The sequence below is a fragment of the Microbacterium sp. LB12 genome (assembly GCF_037150835.1).
In the GTDB taxonomy this organism is placed as follows: Bacteria; Actinomycetota; Actinomycetes; order Actinomycetales; family Microbacteriaceae; genus Microbacterium.
Window position 1 is genome coordinate 692919 of record NZ_JBBCPF010000001.1, and the last position, 14934, is coordinate 707852.

General features: G+C 69.7%; 16 protein-coding genes. 11 read left to right on the plus strand and 5 right to left on the minus strand.

Translation table 11 applies throughout. The features are described 5' to 3' along the window. Positions 1–62: 62 nt before the first annotated feature. Positions 63–599 carry a CGNR zinc finger domain-containing protein gene (locus WFM69_RS03415; protein WP_337001649.1) on the minus strand — a complete coding sequence of 179 codons (537 nt, stop codon included), beginning with the start codon at positions 597–599 and terminating at the stop codon, positions 63–65. Between the two features lie 39 nt (positions 600–638). On the opposite strand from WFM69_RS03415, the gene WFM69_RS03420 reads away from it, so the two are divergent. From WFM69_RS03420 to WFM69_RS03440, 5 genes are all read left to right on the plus strand, one after another. Then, positions 639–1616 (plus strand): EamA family transporter, encoded by a 978-nt coding sequence (locus WFM69_RS03420; protein ID WP_337001651.1) that lies wholly within the window; start codon positions 639–641, stop codon positions 1614–1616. A 183-nt stretch (positions 1617–1799) separates the two neighbouring features. Beyond that, positions 1800–2486 (plus strand): GntR family transcriptional regulator, encoded by a 687-nt coding sequence (locus WFM69_RS03425; RefSeq protein ID WP_337001653.1) that lies wholly within the window; start codon positions 1800–1802, stop codon positions 2484–2486. After that, positions 2483–4009 (plus strand): MmgE/PrpD family protein, encoded by a 1527-nt coding sequence (locus WFM69_RS03430; RefSeq protein ID WP_337001655.1) that lies wholly within the window; start codon positions 2483–2485, stop codon positions 4007–4009. Before WFM69_RS03425 ends, WFM69_RS03430 begins: the two co-directional genes overlap by 4 nt. Then, positions 4009–4911, plus strand: coding sequence for a methylisocitrate lyase (prpB, locus tag WFM69_RS03435; RefSeq protein ID WP_337001657.1), 903 nt, complete (start codon positions 4009–4011; stop codon positions 4909–4911). Before WFM69_RS03430 ends, prpB begins: the two co-directional genes overlap by 1 nt. A 2-nt stretch (positions 4912–4913) precedes the next feature. After that, positions 4914–6047: a bifunctional 2-methylcitrate synthase/citrate synthase gene (locus WFM69_RS03440; RefSeq protein ID WP_337001659.1), complete on the plus strand. Its 1134-nt coding sequence runs from the start codon at positions 4914–4916 to the stop codon at positions 6045–6047. Positions 6048–6137: 90 nt separating this feature from the next. On the opposite strand, the gene WFM69_RS03445 is transcribed toward WFM69_RS03440, so the two are convergent. Continuing rightward, complete coding sequence (locus WFM69_RS03445; RefSeq protein WP_337001661.1) at positions 6138–6722, minus strand: antibiotic biosynthesis monooxygenase; 585 nt, start codon at positions 6720–6722, stop codon at positions 6138–6140. A gap of 414 nt (positions 6723–7136) precedes the next feature. On the opposite strand from WFM69_RS03445, the gene WFM69_RS03450 reads away from it, so the two are divergent. From WFM69_RS03450 to WFM69_RS03465, 4 genes are read left to right on the plus strand one after another with little or no spacing between them, the layout of a single operon-like run. Beyond that, positions 7137–8636: a CoA-acylating methylmalonate-semialdehyde dehydrogenase gene (locus WFM69_RS03450; RefSeq protein ID WP_337001663.1), complete on the plus strand. Its 1500-nt coding sequence runs from the start codon at positions 7137–7139 to the stop codon at positions 8634–8636. A gap of 27 nt (positions 8637–8663) precedes the next feature. Further along, positions 8664–9848 carry an acyl-CoA dehydrogenase family protein gene (locus WFM69_RS03455; RefSeq protein WP_337001665.1) on the plus strand — a complete coding sequence of 395 codons (1185 nt, stop codon included), beginning with the start codon at positions 8664–8666 and terminating at the stop codon, positions 9846–9848. Next, a complete protein-coding gene (gene mmsB, locus WFM69_RS03460; RefSeq protein ID WP_337001667.1) occupies positions 9845–10732 on the plus strand; it encodes a 3-hydroxyisobutyrate dehydrogenase in 888 nt (295 codons plus the stop codon). The genes WFM69_RS03455 and mmsB overlap by 4 nt, the downstream gene beginning before the upstream one ends. A gap of 43 nt (positions 10733–10775) precedes the next feature. Then, positions 10776–11552, plus strand: coding sequence for an enoyl-CoA hydratase-related protein (locus tag WFM69_RS03465; RefSeq protein WP_337001669.1), 777 nt, complete (start codon positions 10776–10778; stop codon positions 11550–11552). Positions 11553–11560: 8 nt separating this feature from the next. Here WFM69_RS03465 and WFM69_RS03470 read toward each other — a convergent pair whose 3' ends face one another. Genes WFM69_RS03470 through WFM69_RS03480 form a run of 3 tightly spaced genes read right to left on the minus strand, consistent with a single transcriptional unit; the run spans position 11561 to position 13009 of the window. After that, positions 11561–12004 carry a YdeI/OmpD-associated family protein gene (locus tag WFM69_RS03470; protein ID WP_337001671.1) on the minus strand — a complete coding sequence of 148 codons (444 nt, stop codon included), beginning with the start codon at positions 12002–12004 and terminating at the stop codon, positions 11561–11563. Then, positions 12001–12471 carry an SRPBCC family protein gene (locus WFM69_RS03475; RefSeq protein WP_337001673.1) on the minus strand — a complete coding sequence of 157 codons (471 nt, stop codon included), beginning with the start codon at positions 12469–12471 and terminating at the stop codon, positions 12001–12003. The genes WFM69_RS03470 and WFM69_RS03475 overlap by 4 nt, the downstream gene beginning before the upstream one ends. A gap of 1 nt (position 12472) precedes the next feature. Continuing rightward, positions 12473–13009 carry a MarR family winged helix-turn-helix transcriptional regulator gene (locus WFM69_RS03480; RefSeq protein ID WP_337001674.1) on the minus strand — a complete coding sequence of 179 codons (537 nt, stop codon included), beginning with the start codon at positions 13007–13009 and terminating at the stop codon, positions 12473–12475. 175 nt (positions 13010–13184) lie between these two features. On the opposite strand from WFM69_RS03480, the gene WFM69_RS03485 reads away from it, so the two are divergent. Further along, positions 13185–13961, plus strand: coding sequence for an electron transfer flavoprotein subunit beta/FixA family protein (locus WFM69_RS03485; RefSeq protein ID WP_337001676.1), 777 nt, complete (start codon positions 13185–13187; stop codon positions 13959–13961). Position 13962: 1 nt separating this feature from the next. Continuing rightward, positions 13963–14934, plus strand: a complete 972-nt coding sequence (locus WFM69_RS03490; protein ID WP_337001678.1) for an electron transfer flavoprotein subunit alpha/FixB family protein — start codon at positions 13963–13965, stop codon at positions 14932–14934.

The following is a 14934-nucleotide window of genomic DNA, read 5'->3' on the forward strand; positions in this document are numbered from 1 at the left end:
GCAACCACATCGGACTCTTCGAGGGCGTCGTCGGCGTCGGCTAGAAGCGATTCGCGCCGGGGTCAGGCCTCGGCACGGCGGGCGCGATACGCGGCGACTGCGTTGCGGTTCGCGCAGGTCGTCGAGCAGTAGCGCTTGGAGCGGTTGCGGGAGAGGTCGAGCGCGAGCGCCTGGCAGGTGTCGTCGGCGCAGACCGAGATGCGCGAACCCTCGTCGGCGCGGATCACGTCGATCAGGGCCATGGCCGTCTCGATGAGGATGCGCTCCGCGAGGGGTCGCTCGTCGGGCAGCGCATGCATGTGCCAGTCGATGTCGTCGTGCCGCACCAGTCGGGGTGTGATCCGCACGGCGGAGAGGGCGTCGTTGACGTGCGCGGCCATGTCGTCGCGAGGGGCGAGGAGCATCGCCCGCATCCGGGGGCGCACGGCCCGCAGAGCCGCGACCTCGTCGTCGTCGCGGTCGATGCGTCCCGTGTAGGGGAACGTCTGGAGGAAGGCGTCCTCGTCCGCGCGGTCCGTCAGCGTATCCGGATCCTCGGCGGAGTTCACGAGCCAGACGGCGGCGCGGAGGGCGTCCTCCGTGTCATCGGCAAAGATCATGTTGACAGCTTACATCGGGCGAGAGTAGCGTCATCGGTCATGAGTACAGTTGTCGATGACCGTCCGCGTGCGACGGCATCCGGCGTCCGCCTCGGCATCCCCCTCGCGATCGCCGCCGCCTTCGCGTTCGGCATGTCGGGTGCATGGGCGCGCGGCCTCATCGACGCCGGGTGGACTCCCGGGGCCGCGGTCACCGCGCGCGTCTGGGTGGCGGCGCTCGTCCTGCTCATCCCGACGATCCTCGCTCTGCGCGGACGGTGGCGGATGCTGTGGCGGAGCGCAGGGATGGTCGCCGCCTACGGTCTCCTCGCCGTCACGGCCACCCAGCTGTTCTACTTCCAGGCCGTCGCGGTGATGGATGTCGGCATCGCGCTGCTCATCGAGTACACGGCACCGGTCGCCGTGATCCTCTGGCTCTGGCTGCGCCGGGGGGAGCGTCCGAGCGGGCGCAGCATCCTCGGGGCCGTCATCGCGTTCGTCGGACTCGTCCTCATGCTCGACATCGTCACCGGAGCGAAGGTCGACGTCGCGGGCATCTTCTGGGCGCTCGGCGCGATGGTGGGTGCGGCGACGTACTTCGTGCTCTCCGCCAGGGCCGACACCGGGCTCCCGCCGATCGCGCTCGCCGGCGTGGGGCTGTTGCTCGGCGCGCTCGGCCTGACCGCTGCGGGTCTGGTCGGCGTGCTCCCGCTCGCCTGGACCACGGGAGACATCGCGTATCGCTTCGGCTCTGTGCCCTGGTTCGTCCCGGTGCTCGCGATGGGACTCGTGTCGACCGCCGTCGCGTATCTGCTCGGCATCGCCTCCACCCGGATGCTCGGCTCGCGGCTGGCATCGTTCGTCGCGCTCGCCGAGGTGGTCGCCGCGCTGCTGTTCGGGTGGCTGCTGCTCGGACAGCTCCCCGACCTGCTGCAGGCTGTCGGCGGCGTCCTCGTGCTCGCCGGGGTGATCGTGGTCAAGCTCGGCGAGCCCGTGCCGCCGGAGTTCGTCGAGCCCCTCCCCGACCCGACTCCCTAGCCCAGCCCTCTCGCGCCGAACCACCCCCTCGCGTGCGGCCCGGCCCGTTCTGCGCGCACGAAGGGGGCCGGTTCGCGCGGAAGGGGTGGCTCGACGGCATCAGCTGCGCGAGGAATGTATACGCGGAACGTCTCGATGAGACAGGTCGAGCCTTCTCGCCTGCTTTATGTATACACTGAGGGGATGACCCTCCCCGTCGAGCGCACCTCCGCGAGCGATCGCGCGTACGCCGCGCTGCTCGACGACATCCAGTCGGGCGCCCTTCCCGCCGGCTTCGTGCTCGGCGAGGTCGACCAGGCCGAGCGCCTCGGCGTGAGCCGCACCCCCATGCGCGAAGCGCTGCGTCGGCTCGCCGCCGACGGGCTCGTGGTGCAGCAGTCGCCGCGGGTCACGGTGGTCGCCGACCTGGACGCCGACGACATCCGCTCGCTCTTCGAGATCCGCCGTGCGCTCGAAGAGAGCTCCGCACGACTCGCCGCCGCCCGCGGGGATGCGCGCCTGTTCGCCGCTCTCGCCGACGAGTTCGCGCGCGTCGACCTCACCGCTCCCGCCGGACGCGACGCGTACTATGCGCTGATCGCCCGCTTCGACGCCGCGCTCGACGCCGCGGTCGCCAACGACTACATCGCCGCCGCTCTGCGCACCGTGCGCACCCACCTCGTGCGGGTGCGCCGGATGGCGCGGGACAAGCCTGCGCGGCTCGCGGCCTCGGCCGCCGAGCACCGCACCATCGCGCAGGCGCTCGCCGCACGCGACGGCGACCTCGCCGCCCATGCCACGCACGTGCACCTGCACAACGCACTCGCCGGCATCCTCGACTCCCTGCCCGAAGACATCTCGTCTCGCTCCACGACCGAAGGACTCTCATGACCGTCACCCACCACGTCCGCGTCCACCGCAGCGAAGAGAACCTCGCCCGCGAGGATCAGCTCGCCTGGAAGATCGCCGAGGTCGCCGCCGACCAGGTCGAGGTCGAGCAGGACGTCGTCGACATGATCATCAACCGCATCATCGACAACGCCTCGGTCGCTGCGGCATCCCTCACCCGCGCCCCGATCAACGCCGCCCGCGCGCAGGCCTTCAGCCACCCGGTCTCGACCGGCGGGCTCGGCGCGAACCTGTTCGGTGCGGCGCTCGACCACCGCACCAGCCCGGAGTGGGCGGCGTGGGCCAACGGCGTCGCCGTGCGTGAGCTCGACTACCACGACACGTTCCTCGCCGCGGAGTACTCGCACCCCGGCGACAACATCCCGCCGATCCTCGCGGTCGCGCAGCACGCGGGCAGGGATGGCCGCGCTCTCGTGCGCGGTATCGCCACCGGCTACGAGATCCAGATGGACCTGGTGCGCGCGATCTGCCTGCACAAGCACAAGATCGATCACGTGGCCCACCTCGGCCCGTCGGCGGCCGCCGGCATCGGCACGCTCCTCGGTCTCGACGTCGAGACCATCTACCAGGCCGTCGGACAGGGACTGCACACCACGACCGCAACGCGTCAGAGCCGCAAGGGCGAGATCTCCACCTGGAAGGCGCACGCTCCGGCGTTCGCGGGCAAGATGGCCGTCGAAGCGGTCGACCGGGCCATGCGCGGGCAGACCAGCCCTGCCCCGATCTACGAAGGCGAAGACGGTGTGATCGCCTGGATGCTCGACGGCAAGGACGCCGCGTACGAGGTGCCCTTGCCCGCCGCGGGCGAGCCCAAGCGGGCGATCCTCGACTCCTACACGAAGGAGCACTCGGCCGAGTACCAGGCGCAGGCGCTGATCGACCTCGCCCGCAAGCTCGGGATCGAGAACCCGGCACTGCGCGACCCCGCGAACATCGAGTCGATCGTGATCCACACCAGCCACCACACGCACAACGTGATCGGCTCCGGCGCGAACGACCCGCAGAAGTACGACCCCACGGCGTCGCGCGAGACACTCGACCACTCGGTGCCGTACATCTTCGCCGTCGCGCTGCAGGACGGCGGCTGGCACCACGTCGACTCCTACGCTCCCGAGCGTGCGGGTCGCGCCGACACCGTCGCGCTGTGGCACAAGATCACCACGGCCGAGGATGCCGAGTGGACGCGCCGCTACCACTCCGACGACCCCGCGGAGAAGGCGTTCGGCGGTCGCGTGGAGATCCGGTTGGCGGACGGTTCGACCGTGGTCGACGAGATCGCGGTGGCCGACGCGCACCCGCTCGGTGCGCGTCCCTTCGCCCGGGAGAACTACATCGCGAAGTTCCGTCTGCTGGCGGAGCCGGTGCTCGAGCCGGCCGAGATCGAGCGGTTCCTCGCCCTCGTGCAGCGTCTGCCCGAGCTCACGGCGGCCGAGGTCGGCGAGCTGTCGATCGTCGCGAAGCCCGGTCTGCTCGAAGCCGCCGACGCCCCCAAGGGTCTGTTCTGATGCTGTACTCCACCGTCACCCCGACCGAGAAGCGGCGGCTGTTCCGGGAGCGGCTGCGCTCCGGCGAACTGCTCCGTCTCCCCGGGGCGTTCAACCCGCTGAGCGCACGCCTGATCGAGCAGAAGGGCTTCGACGGTGTGTACATCTCCGGAGCCGTGCTCTCCGCCGACCTCGGACTCCCCGACATCGGCCTCACGACCCTGACCGAGGTCGCAGGGCGCGCCAAGCAGATCGCCCGCATGACCGACCTGCCCGCGATCGTCGACGCCGACACCGGCTTCGGTGAGCCGATGAACGTGGCCCGCACGATTCAGGAGCTCGAAGACGCGGGCCTCGCCGGCACGCACATCGAGGACCAGATCAACCCGAAGCGCTGCGGTCACCTCGACGGCAAGGCGGTGGTCGACGAGAACACGGCCATCAAGCGCATCCGTGCCGCCGCCGACGCTCGCCGCGACGAGAACTTCCTCATCATGGCGCGCACCGACATCCGCGCGGTCGAGGGACTGGATGCCGCGATCGACCGGGCCAAGGCGCTGGTGGATGCCGGCGCCGACGCGGTGTTCCCCGAGGCGATGCGCACACTCGCCGAGTTCGAGGCCATGGCCGAGGGGCTGGATGTGCCGATCCTGGCGAACATGACCGAGTTCGGCAAGAGCGAGCTGTTCTCCGTCGACCAGCTGCGCGACGCCGGAGTGAACCTGGTGATCTGGCCGGTGTCGCTGCTGCGCATCTCGATGGGGGCGGCCGGGCGTGCACTGGATACTCTGAACGACGAGGGGCACCTGACTTCGAAGCTCGGCGAGATGCAGCACCGCGCCGATCTCTACGACCTGATCGACTACGAGTCGTACAACCACTTCGACTCCGGCGTCTTCAACTTCACCATCACGAAGGAGTGACCATGACCGAGCCGGACATCAAGAAGGGCCTCGCGGGCGTCGTCGTCGACACGACGGCCATCTCGAAGGTCAACCCCGAGACGAACAGCCTGCTGTATCGCGGCTATCCGGTGCAGGAGCTCGCAGCCACGCAGCCGTTCGAGGCGGTCGCGTATCTGCTCTGGAACGGCGAGCTACCGACGCCGGACGAGCTGGCCGCGTTCCGTGCGGCGGAGCGCTCGCAGCGCGCCCTCGCCGACAACGTGAAGGCCGCGATCGACCTGGTGCCGCTCGATGCCCATCCGATGGACGAGGTGCGCACCGCGGTCAGTCTGATCGGCGCGTGCGACACGACCGCGGGCGGCTCCGTGCTGGATGCGGGCGGCAGTCCCGAGCAGAACCTCGAGCGCAGCATCCGACTGTTCGCGGCGCTGCCCGCGATCGTCGCGTACGGGCAGCGGCGCCGGCGCGGCCAGGAGGTCATCCCTCCGCGCGACGACCTCGACTACTCCGCGAACTTCCTCTGGATGACGTTCGGCGAAGAGGCCGATGACGTCGTGGTCGACGCCTTCAACCGCTCGATGATCCTGTACGCCGAGCACTCCTTCAACGCCTCCACGTTCACGGCGCGCGTGATCACCTCGACGCTGAGCGACATCTACTCGGCGGTCGTCGGGGCGATCGGTGCGCTCAAGGGCCCGCTGCACGGCGGAGCGAACGAGGCCGTTCTGCACATCTTCGACGACATCGGCACGGCCGACAACGTGGTGCCGTGGCTCGATTCGGCTCTCGCCGAGAAGCGCAAGATCATGGGCTTCGGCCACCGGGTGTACAAGCGCGGCGACTCGCGCGTGCCCACCATGAAGGCCGCGCTCGACACACTCGTGGAGCACTACGACCGCCCCGACGTCGCGGCTCTCTACGACGCGCTCGAGTCAGAGTTCGTGGCGCGCAAGGGCATCTACCCGAACCTCGACTACCCGTCCGGCCCTGCTTACAACCTGATCGGCTTCGACACCCTGACCTTCACGCCGCTGTTCGTGGCGGCGCGCGTCACGGGCTGGACCGCTCACGTGATCGAGCAGGCCGGATCCAACGCGCTGATCCGTCCGCTGTCGTTCTACGACGGCCCCGACGAGCGGCACATCGAGGGCTGACACCCCGCATCGACAAGAGAAGCGCCCCTCCGATCCGTCGGCGGGGCGCTTCTGCGTGCGAGTGCGGTTGGCTGACGTCAGCGCACGAGGTCAGCGGTTGAGCCAGCTGCGCAGCGAGCGGGTCACGACCGGCAGCACCCAATAGGCCATGATCGGCGTGAGCACGAGGGTCGTCACGAGCACGCGCAACCAGATCGGCAGTTCGTTCCACCCGGGGACGGGACTCAGGGCGTAGGTGAAGGCGAGGTTGACCGGGAAGAAGCCGAGCCAGATCGACACGGCCTGTTTCCAGCGCGGCGGCGCCGGGGCGACCGCGACCGTGGCGGTGGTGCCGTCGGCGGCGGGAAGAGTGATGGTGCCGGTGGTCGGCTCGTCGAACCAGCCCTCGATCCCGGTGCGGCGCTTGGAGCGCTCGCTGCGCACGAACCCCTCGCCCATCGAGAGCCACCAGGTCCGCTCGGCCGACTGCTCCCACGCGGTCAGCGCATCCTCGTTCGCGAAGCGGTAGAGCATGTGCCACACCTGCGAGTCCTCGCCGGCGCGCACCCAGCCCGAGCCGAGGAAGCCGGGATACTTCGTCGCGAGATTCACCCCCGTCTGCACCCAGGCGGTCGCCTCGATGATGCGCTCGGGGTCGACTTCGCGGCGGATGGACACGGTGAGTGGTTCGGACATGGGGAGTCCTCGATGTCGGGCGTCCGGGATCGGGACGCCGAAGCGGCTGCGCCAGGGGTCGCGGCGCACCGTCGATTCTAGTTCGGATGCGGGTCGTCCCCGGCCGCCCGCCCACCGCACGAAGAGGACCCCCGCCGACCCGATTCGGCGGGGGTCTCGCGGCGTGGGCGCCGCGACGGGAGCGAGAATGCTCACCGTTCGCGCGGATGACGTGACACCCGATCCGGTCTGAGTCTCTGTCCGCGCACTTGCAGTTGTACTCGGGCCAGATGACGCGGCGGTGAACGGGGCGCGAACAACCGCGTGCACGGGCAGCAGCCGAAGAGCGTCAGATACAAGGATGTCCTAGTAAATATCCGGTCCTCAGAGTAAACTCCCCAATGTGCCAACGACGGCACGGAGGGATGTCACACAATGACTCGTACTATCCCGCACTTCGTGGGCGGATCGCTTCTCACCCCGGACTCCGGCCGCTTCGCCGACGTGTTCGACCCGAGCACCGGAGCCGTGCAGGCCCGGGTGCCGCTCGCCTCCGCAGACGAGGTGCGTCGCGTGATCGCGAACGCCGAGGAAGCGCAGGTCGGCTGGGCGGCGACCAATCCGCAGAAGCGCGCCAGGGTGCTGCTCCGCTTCCTCGATCTGGTGCAGCGCGAGATGCAGTCGCTGGCCGAACTGCTCGCGAGCGAGCACGGCAAGACGGTCGACGACGCCAAGGGCGACATCCAGCGCGGACTCGAGGTTATCGAGTTCTCCGCCGGCGCACCGCACCTCCTCAAGGGCGAGTACTCCACGGGCGCCGGAGCGGGCATCGACGTGTACTCGATGCGTCAGCCGCTCGGGGTCGTCGCCGCGATCACCCCGTTCAACTTCCCCGCGATGATCCCGCTGTGGAAGGCGGGACCGGCGCTCGCCGCAGGCAACGCTGTGGTGCTCAAGCCCAGCGAGCGCGACCCCTCGGTGCCCGTGCGTCTCGCCGAGCTGTTCCGGGAAGCGGGACTTCCGGAGGGCGTGCTCAACGTCGTGCACGGCGACAAGGAAGCCGTCGACACGCTGCTCACCGACGACCGCATCCGCGCCGTCGGCTTCGTCGGCTCCACGCCGATCGCCGAGTACATCTACGCGACGGCCGCGGCGCACGGCAAGCGCGCACAGTGCTTCGGCGGCGCGAAGAACCACATGATCGTGATGCCGGATGCCGACCTCGACCAGGCCGTGGATGCGCTGATCGGCGCGGGTTACGGTTCGGCGGGCGAGCGCTGTATGGCGATCTCGGTGGCCGTGCCGGTGGGGCAGGAGACCGCGGATGCGCTGGCCGCCAAGCTCACCGAGCGCGTCGCCCAACTTCGCGTCGGACCCTCGCTCGCCGCGGACGTCGACTACGGCCCCCTGGTCACGCGCGCCGCGGTCGAGCGCGTCGAAGGCTACATCCAGCAGGGTGTCGACGAAGGGGCGACGCTTCTCGCCGACGGACGAGGGTTCACGGTCGAAGGCCAAGAGGAAGGGTTCTACCTCGGACCGACGCTGTTCGACCACGTCACGACCGACATGGCGATCTACCGCGAGGAGATCTTCGGACCCGTGCTCGTGATCGCCCGTGCCGCCGACTACGAGGAGGCGCTGCGCATGGCCTCGGAGCACGAGTACGGCAACGGGGTCGCGATCTTCACGCGCGACGGCGACTCCGCCCGCGACTTCGCGGCGCGCGTCGAGGTCGGCATGGTCGGTGTGAACGTGCCGATCCCCGTCCCCATCGCGTATTACACGTTCGGCGGATGGAAGCGCAGCGGCTTCGGCGACCTCAACCAGCACGGCGCCGATGCGTTCCGCTTCTACACGAAGACCAAGACGGTGACGAGCCGGTGGCCCAGCGGGATCCGCGAGGGTGCCAGCTTCGTCATCCCCACCATGCACTAGGCCGCGGAAATCCCACGAGGAATCGACATGACCATGACCACCGTCAGCACCACCGCCGAGGAGCGCGAAGCGATCCTCGGTGCCGTCCGCGAGTTCGCGGAGACCGAGCTCGCGCCGTACGCCGCCGAACGCGACGAGAAGCACCTGTTCCCGCGGGAATCGCTGCACCGCGCCGGGGAGCTCGGCCTCGGCGGCATCTACGTCGATGAGGAGTTCGGCGGCACCGGCCTCAGCCGCGCCGACACCGTCGCCATCTTCGAGGAGCTCGCGAAGGGCGACCCCGCCGTCGCCGCCTACATCTCGATCCACAACATGGTCGTCTGGATGATCGACACGTATGGCGACGCCGCACAGCGCGGCGAATGGCTGCCGAAGCTGACCGCCATGGAACAGTTCGGGGGCTACTGCCTGACCGAGCCCGGGGTCGGGTCGGACGCCGCGAACGTCGCCACGAGTGCAGTGCGTGACGGCGACGACTACGTGCTCACCGGCGTCAAGCAGTTCATCTCCGGCGCCGGCGAGGCCGCGGTGTATGTCGTCATGGCGCGCACGGGCGAGCCGGGCGCACGCGGCATCAGCGCGTTCCTGGTCCCCGGTGATGCTGAGTCGCTGAGCTTCGGACCGCACGAGAAGAAGATGGGCTGGCACGCGCAGCCCACGCGTCAGGTGATCCTCGACGGTGTCCGCGTGCCGGCATCCGCCATGCTCGGCGACGAGGGGCGCGGCTTCGCGATCGCGATGTCGGCGCTCAACGGTGGACGGCTGAACATCGCCGCGTGCTCGCTGGGCGGCGCGCAGTGGGCGCTCGACAGGGCGGTGCAGTACGTGCACGAGCGCGTGGCGTTCGGCGAGCCGCTCGCGGAGAAGCAGTCGATCCTGTTCGCGATCGCCGACATGCGCACCGATCTCCACGCCGCGCGCCTGATGGTGCGCGACGGCGCGCAGGCCGTCGACGAGCACGCTCCCGACGCCACGATGCGCTGCGCGATGGCCAAGCGCTTCGCGACCGACGCCGGCTTCGATGTCGCCAACCGGGCGCTGCAGCTGCACGGCGGCTACGGATACCTGCAGGACTACGGGATCGAGAAGGTCGTCCGTGACCTGCGCGTGCACCAGATCCTGGAAGGGACCAACGAGATCATGCGACTGATCGTCGGGCGCGAGATGCTGCGTCCTGCCGGATCCACCACCTCGCTGCGGAGCGCATCGTGACTCGCGTCGCGTTCCTCGGCCTCGGGCACATGGGCCTGCCGATGGCGAAGAACCTCGTCGCCGCGGGTCACGAGGTGCATGGGTTCGACCTGGTCCCCGCGGCGATCGAGGCGGCACGGGCCGCCGGGATCACGGTCGCGGAGAGCGGCGCGGACGCCGTCACCGAAGCGGATGTCGTCATCACCATGTTCCCCGCGGGGCGGCACGTGATCGAGGCGTATCGCACCGAGCTGCTCGCCGCGGCGCGACCGGACACCCTCTTCATCGAGTCGTCGACCATCGCCGTCGACGAAGCCAGAGCCGCACATGCGCTTGCACTCGCCGCGGGACACCGCAACGTCGACGCTCCGGTGTCGGGCGGAGTGGTCGGTGCGGAGAACGGGACTCTCGCGTTCATGGTCGGCGGATCGGACGACGATTTCGCGGCAGCCCTCCCGCTCCTCGAGGTCATGGGTAAGCGCATCGTGCACTGTGGCGGACCGGGACTCGGGCAGGCCGCGAAGGTGTGCAACAACATGGTGCTGGCGGTGTCGCAGATCGCGGTGGCCGAGGCGTTCGTGCTCGGCGAGCGGCTGGGGCTCGAACACCAGGCCCTGTTCGACGTGGTGTCGCAGGCCTCGGGCCAGTGCTGGTCGATCACCACGAACTGCCCCGTGCCGGGCCCCGTGCCCACGAGTCCGGCCAACCGCGACTACCAGCCGGGATTCGCCGGTGCGCTGATGGCGAAGGACCTCGGGCTCGCCCTGCAGGCGATCGAGCAGACCTCGACCGACGCGCGCATGGGCCGCCTCGCGCAGGAGATCTATGCCGCATTCGCGGCGGGCGACGGGGCGACGCGCGACTTCTCCGGCATCATCACCGACATCCGCGACGACCGCGTCTGACCCGCCCGCGAGATACTGAAGCCACCACGACGGAGAGGGCGACATGACCGAGTACGACACGATCCTTGTCGAGCAGCGCGGACGGGTCGGGTGGATCACCCTGAACCGGCCGGAGGCGCTCAACGCGCTGAACAGCCGGCTCGCGGAGGAGGTCACCGCGGCGGCCGTCGCCTTCGACGGGGATGACGGCGTCGGTGCGATCGTCGTGACGGGGTCGGAGAAGGCGTTCGCCGCCGGCGCCGACATCAAGGAGATGGAGGGCATGTCCGCGGCGGAGATGCTCGAGACCGACCACTTCGGTGTCTGGTACGAGTTCGCAGCGGTGCGCACCCCCGTGATCGCGGCCGTCTCCGGCTTCGCGCTCGGCGGCGGATGCGAGCTCGCGATGATGTGCGACATCATCCTCGCGGCCGATACGGCGAAGTTCGGACAGCCCGAGATCAACCTCGGCGTGATCCCCGGCATGGGCGGGACGCAGCGTCTGATCCGTGCGGTCGGCTATTACAAGGCTGCAGAGCTGGTGCTGTCCGGGCGTTTCATGGGTGCCGAGGAAGCGGAGCGCTCCGGACTGGTCTCACGCGTGGTTCCGGCACCGGATCTCCTCGCCGAGGCGTCGAAGCTCGCCGACACGATCGCGTCCAAGTCGCTGCCGTCGGTCTACGCGGCGAAGGCGGCCCTGGATGCCGCGATGGAGACCACGCTCGCGGAGGGCCTCGCGCACGAGAAGACCGCCTTCGCGGCGCTGTTCGACACGGCCGATCAGAAGGAAGGGATGTCGGCGTTCCGCGAGAAGCGGTCGCCCGACTTCCAGAACCGCTGAGTCCGGGGCTACGCCCGCAAGCCGTCGAAGATCTTGGCGATGCGGCGCTCGCGCGTCGCCTCCTGCTTGGCCTCGGCGACCGAGCGGGCGTGCTCTTTGCGCAGCGTATAGGACAGAGCGTCGAAGGCCGCACGCACCGCGGGGTCGGCGTCGAGGGCCGTCGCGAGCTCGGCCGGGACGTCGACCGTGCGCTCGGCGCTGTCGACGCGGATCACGGCATCGACCTCCTGGTCGATCTCGACGCCCAGATCGGCCCGGACGGCCTTGCTGAAACCGATCATGTTCTCGCCGCCCATGCGTGCCAGTCGCAACCGCGCGGTGCGCCCGCCGATGGTCACTGCGACCGGGAAGGCCTTGCCCGCTCCGAGGGCGGCGACCTGGTCGTCGCTGAGCAGGATCGCCGCGGCGGGACCGCGGCCGATGAGGGTGGTGTGCAGGCGGAGTTCGCTCATGCGGACAGAGTACGCCCGCCGCCCTCGATCTCGGCGCGGAGCGTCCTGTTGCGTTCCTCGATCAGCCGCTCCATGTACCTCGCGAGGAAGAGGGCGTCGACCGCGCGGCCCAGCGGCCCCAGGGGCGAGTGGAACGTGACCGCGTCGCGCATGAGCGTGCCCTGCGGGTGTGCGTCGAAGGTGTGCTGGTGCAGGAAGGACCGGAACGGCCCGGAGATCTGCCGGTCGGAGAACCCGTGCGGAGGATCGATGTCGAACACCGTCGAGCGCAGCCGGAACGGAATGCCGAAGTGTCGCGCCCGCCACGTCACGGTCGAGCCCTCGGTGAATGCGCCTCCGGCGGGCGGCTCCACCATGGTCTCGCCGTAGCGGGTCATCGATCGCACGTGCAGGCCGGGGTCGAGTGAGGCGGCGAACACGGTCGCGGGTGGGGCGGCGATCACCGTCTCGAGGACAAACCGCGTCATGTCAGAGGGCTTCGGGCTGTGGGCGGGGGTCCGCGAAGTCGCCGGCGTTCTTGCGGAGGCGGGCGACGATCGCCACGAGCGCGGCGGCATCGTCATCGCTCATGCCGGGGTCTGTGAAGACCTCGTCGTTGAGAGCACGCGTGGCGCGCTCGACCAGCTCGCGGCCGGAGTCGGTGAGGGCGAGGAGGGCGGCGCGACCGTCGTGCGGGTGCGGTTCCCGCACGATGAGCCCATCGCGCACCAGCCGCTCGGCCGTGCTGGTGACCGTGGTCGGATGCACCTGGAGGCGGGCGACGACGCTGGAGAGGGGAAGGCTGCCGGCGCGGCTGAACGCCAACAGGCGCAGCACCTCGAAGCGGGCGAAGCTGAGGCGGAACGGCTTGAGCGCCGCATCGACGCGGGCGAGCATCAGCTGCTGAGCGCGCATCACCGAGGTGACCAGGGCCATGCCGTCCGCGGCATCCGTCCACCCGTGTGCGATCCACTGCCGCTTCGCCTCGGCGAGCGGATCCACGGGAAGGGGACGGGTTCTGGTCACGTCTCTACGGTACCGGCGGGGAGGGCGGTGTCGGAGCGGTGTGGGGCAGGATCGGCGGACTGTGGAGTATGTATACATTGTCGGCCGATTCTGTGGCCACGGGCCGTGAATATCTCTGCTTTTGGCTACATAGAGGCCGATGCGGATAGACTCAGCGTGTCGTGAGGAGCAATCGATGAAGATCTTCGTCCTGGTCAAAGAGGTGCCGGACACCTATGGCGATCGCAAGCTGAATCTCGAAACAGGGCTCGCCGATCGTGGTGCCGGTGATGTCGTGCTCGACGAGATCACGGAGCGCGCGCTCGAGGTCGCGCTCAGCTACGCCGACAAGAACGAGGGCACGGAGGTCGTCGCCGTCTCGATGGCTCCCGAAGGCTCGACGGCGTCGGTGCGGCGCGCCCTCGCGATCGGTGCCGCATCCGCGATCCACATCGCGGATGAGCAGCTCGCCGGTGCCGACCTCGGCCTGACCGCCGAAGTGCTGGCCGCCGCGATCCGCCGCGGCGCCCCCGACCTCGTCATCACCGGCAACCTGTCGACCGACGGCTCGGGTGGAGTCATCCCCGCGATGCTCGCCGAACACCTCGGCTTCGCACAGGCCACGGCGCTCACGTCGGTCGAGATCAGCGCGGACGGTATCTCCGGAACCCGCGGAGCGGACGCCGGCAGCCAGGCGGTGTCGGCCCCGCTGCCCGCCGTGATCTCGATCACCGAGGCGCTCCCCGACGCCCGATTCCCGAACTTCAAGGGCATCATGGCCGCGAAGAAGAAGCCTCTCGAAGTGCTCTCCCTCGCCGATCTGGATGTCTCCGCCGATCCGTCCGCCGCTCCGCGGACGATCATGACCACGGTGTCGGAGAAGCCCCCGCGGGCGGCCGGCGTGAAGATCACCGATGAGGGCGACGCGGCCGACAAGCTCGTCGAGTTCCTCGTGCAGAACAGGCTGGTGTGAGATGACCGCTCCCGAGAACCCGATCCTCGTCCTCATCGACGTCGACCCGTCCGGCTACGCCGCGAGCAGCACGGCCGCCCTGATCGGCGCGGCTGCGACGATCGGCACGCCCGTGGCGCTCATTGTCGGCGGCACACCTGCGACCGTCGAGCAGGCCGCGGCCGCCGGCGCCGCCGAGGTGCTGACCGCGGAGGGCGACGCGTCGTCGCTCACCGTGCCGATCGTCGACGCCCTGGACGCCGCGGCCGCCCAGGTGCGCCCCGACGCGGTGCTCATCTCGAACTCGATCACCGGTCGTGATGTGGCCGGACGCTTCGCCGTGCGCACCAGGAGCGCGCTGTCGGTCGACGCGGTCGGCGTCTCGCGCGACGACGAGGGCGTCGTGGCCCACCACTCGGTCTACGGCGGGGCGTACCTCGTCGACTCGGCCCCCACGTTCGGCGCCCCCGTGATCACGGTGCGGCAGGGCGCGGTGGATGCGCGCGCCGAGGCGGTGGCCGCGCCCTCGGTCGAGGTGCTGTCGGTTCCGGCGTCCGGTGCGGTCGCCGCGACGGCGGGAGACGTGGATGCGGTCGAGGTCGCCTCCTCGCGTCCCGAGCTCCGCGGCGCATCCAAGGTCGTCTCAGGTGGGCGCGGTCTCGCCTCCAAGGAGAAGTTCGTGCTGGTCGAGGAGCTCGCCGATGCCCTCGGTGCCGCCGTCGGCGCCTCGCGCGCGGCCGTCGACGCGGGGTACATCCCGCAGTCGCACCAGGTCGGGCAGACCGGCGTCTCGGTGTCGCCGCAGCTGTATGTCGCGCTCGGCATCTCCGGCGCGATCCAGCACCGCGCGGGCATGCAGACATCGAAGAACATCGTCGCGATCAACAAGGACCCGGAGGCGCCGATCTTCGACGTCGCGGACTTCGGCATCGTGGGTGATGTGTTCGCCGTGGTGCCGCAGGTGATCGCCGCGCTCGAGGCGCGGAAGAAGTAA

Coding starts and splice junctions, on each gene's coding strand:
- WFM69_RS03485 (WP_337001676.1), top strand. CDS start 13,185: ATGAAGATCTTCGTCCTGGTCAAAGAGGTGCCGGACACCTATGGCGAT.
- WFM69_RS03430 (WP_337001655.1), top strand. CDS start 2,483: ATGACCGTCACCCACCACGTCCGCGTCCACCGCAGCGAAGAGAACCTC.
- WFM69_RS03490 (WP_337001678.1), top strand. CDS start 13,963: ATGACCGCTCCCGAGAACCCGATCCTCGTCCTCATCGACGTCGACCCG.
- WFM69_RS03420 (WP_337001651.1), top strand. CDS start 639: ATGAGTACAGTTGTCGATGACCGTCCGCGTGCGACGGCATCCGGCGTC.
- WFM69_RS03465 (WP_337001669.1), top strand. CDS start 10,776: ATGACCGAGTACGACACGATCCTTGTCGAGCAGCGCGGACGGGTCGGG.
- prpB (WP_337001657.1), top strand. CDS start 4,009: ATGCTGTACTCCACCGTCACCCCGACCGAGAAGCGGCGGCTGTTCCGG.
- WFM69_RS03475 (WP_337001673.1), bottom strand. CDS start 12,471: ATGACGCGGTTTGTCCTCGAGACGGTGATCGCCGCCCCACCCGCGACC.
- WFM69_RS03455 (WP_337001665.1), top strand. CDS start 8,664: ATGACCATGACCACCGTCAGCACCACCGCCGAGGAGCGCGAAGCGATC.
- WFM69_RS03425 (WP_337001653.1), top strand. CDS start 1,800: ATGACCCTCCCCGTCGAGCGCACCTCCGCGAGCGATCGCGCGTACGCC.
- WFM69_RS03445 (WP_337001661.1), bottom strand. CDS start 6,722: ATGTCCGAACCACTCACCGTGTCCATCCGCCGCGAAGTCGACCCCGAG.
- WFM69_RS03415 (WP_337001649.1), bottom strand. CDS start 599: ATGATCTTTGCCGATGACACGGAGGACGCCCTCCGCGCCGCCGTCTGG.
- WFM69_RS03450 (WP_337001663.1), top strand. CDS start 7,137: ATGACTCGTACTATCCCGCACTTCGTGGGCGGATCGCTTCTCACCCCG.
- WFM69_RS03470 (WP_337001671.1), bottom strand. CDS start 12,004: ATGAGCGAACTCCGCCTGCACACCACCCTCATCGGCCGCGGTCCCGCC.
- WFM69_RS03440 (WP_337001659.1), top strand. CDS start 4,914: ATGACCGAGCCGGACATCAAGAAGGGCCTCGCGGGCGTCGTCGTCGAC.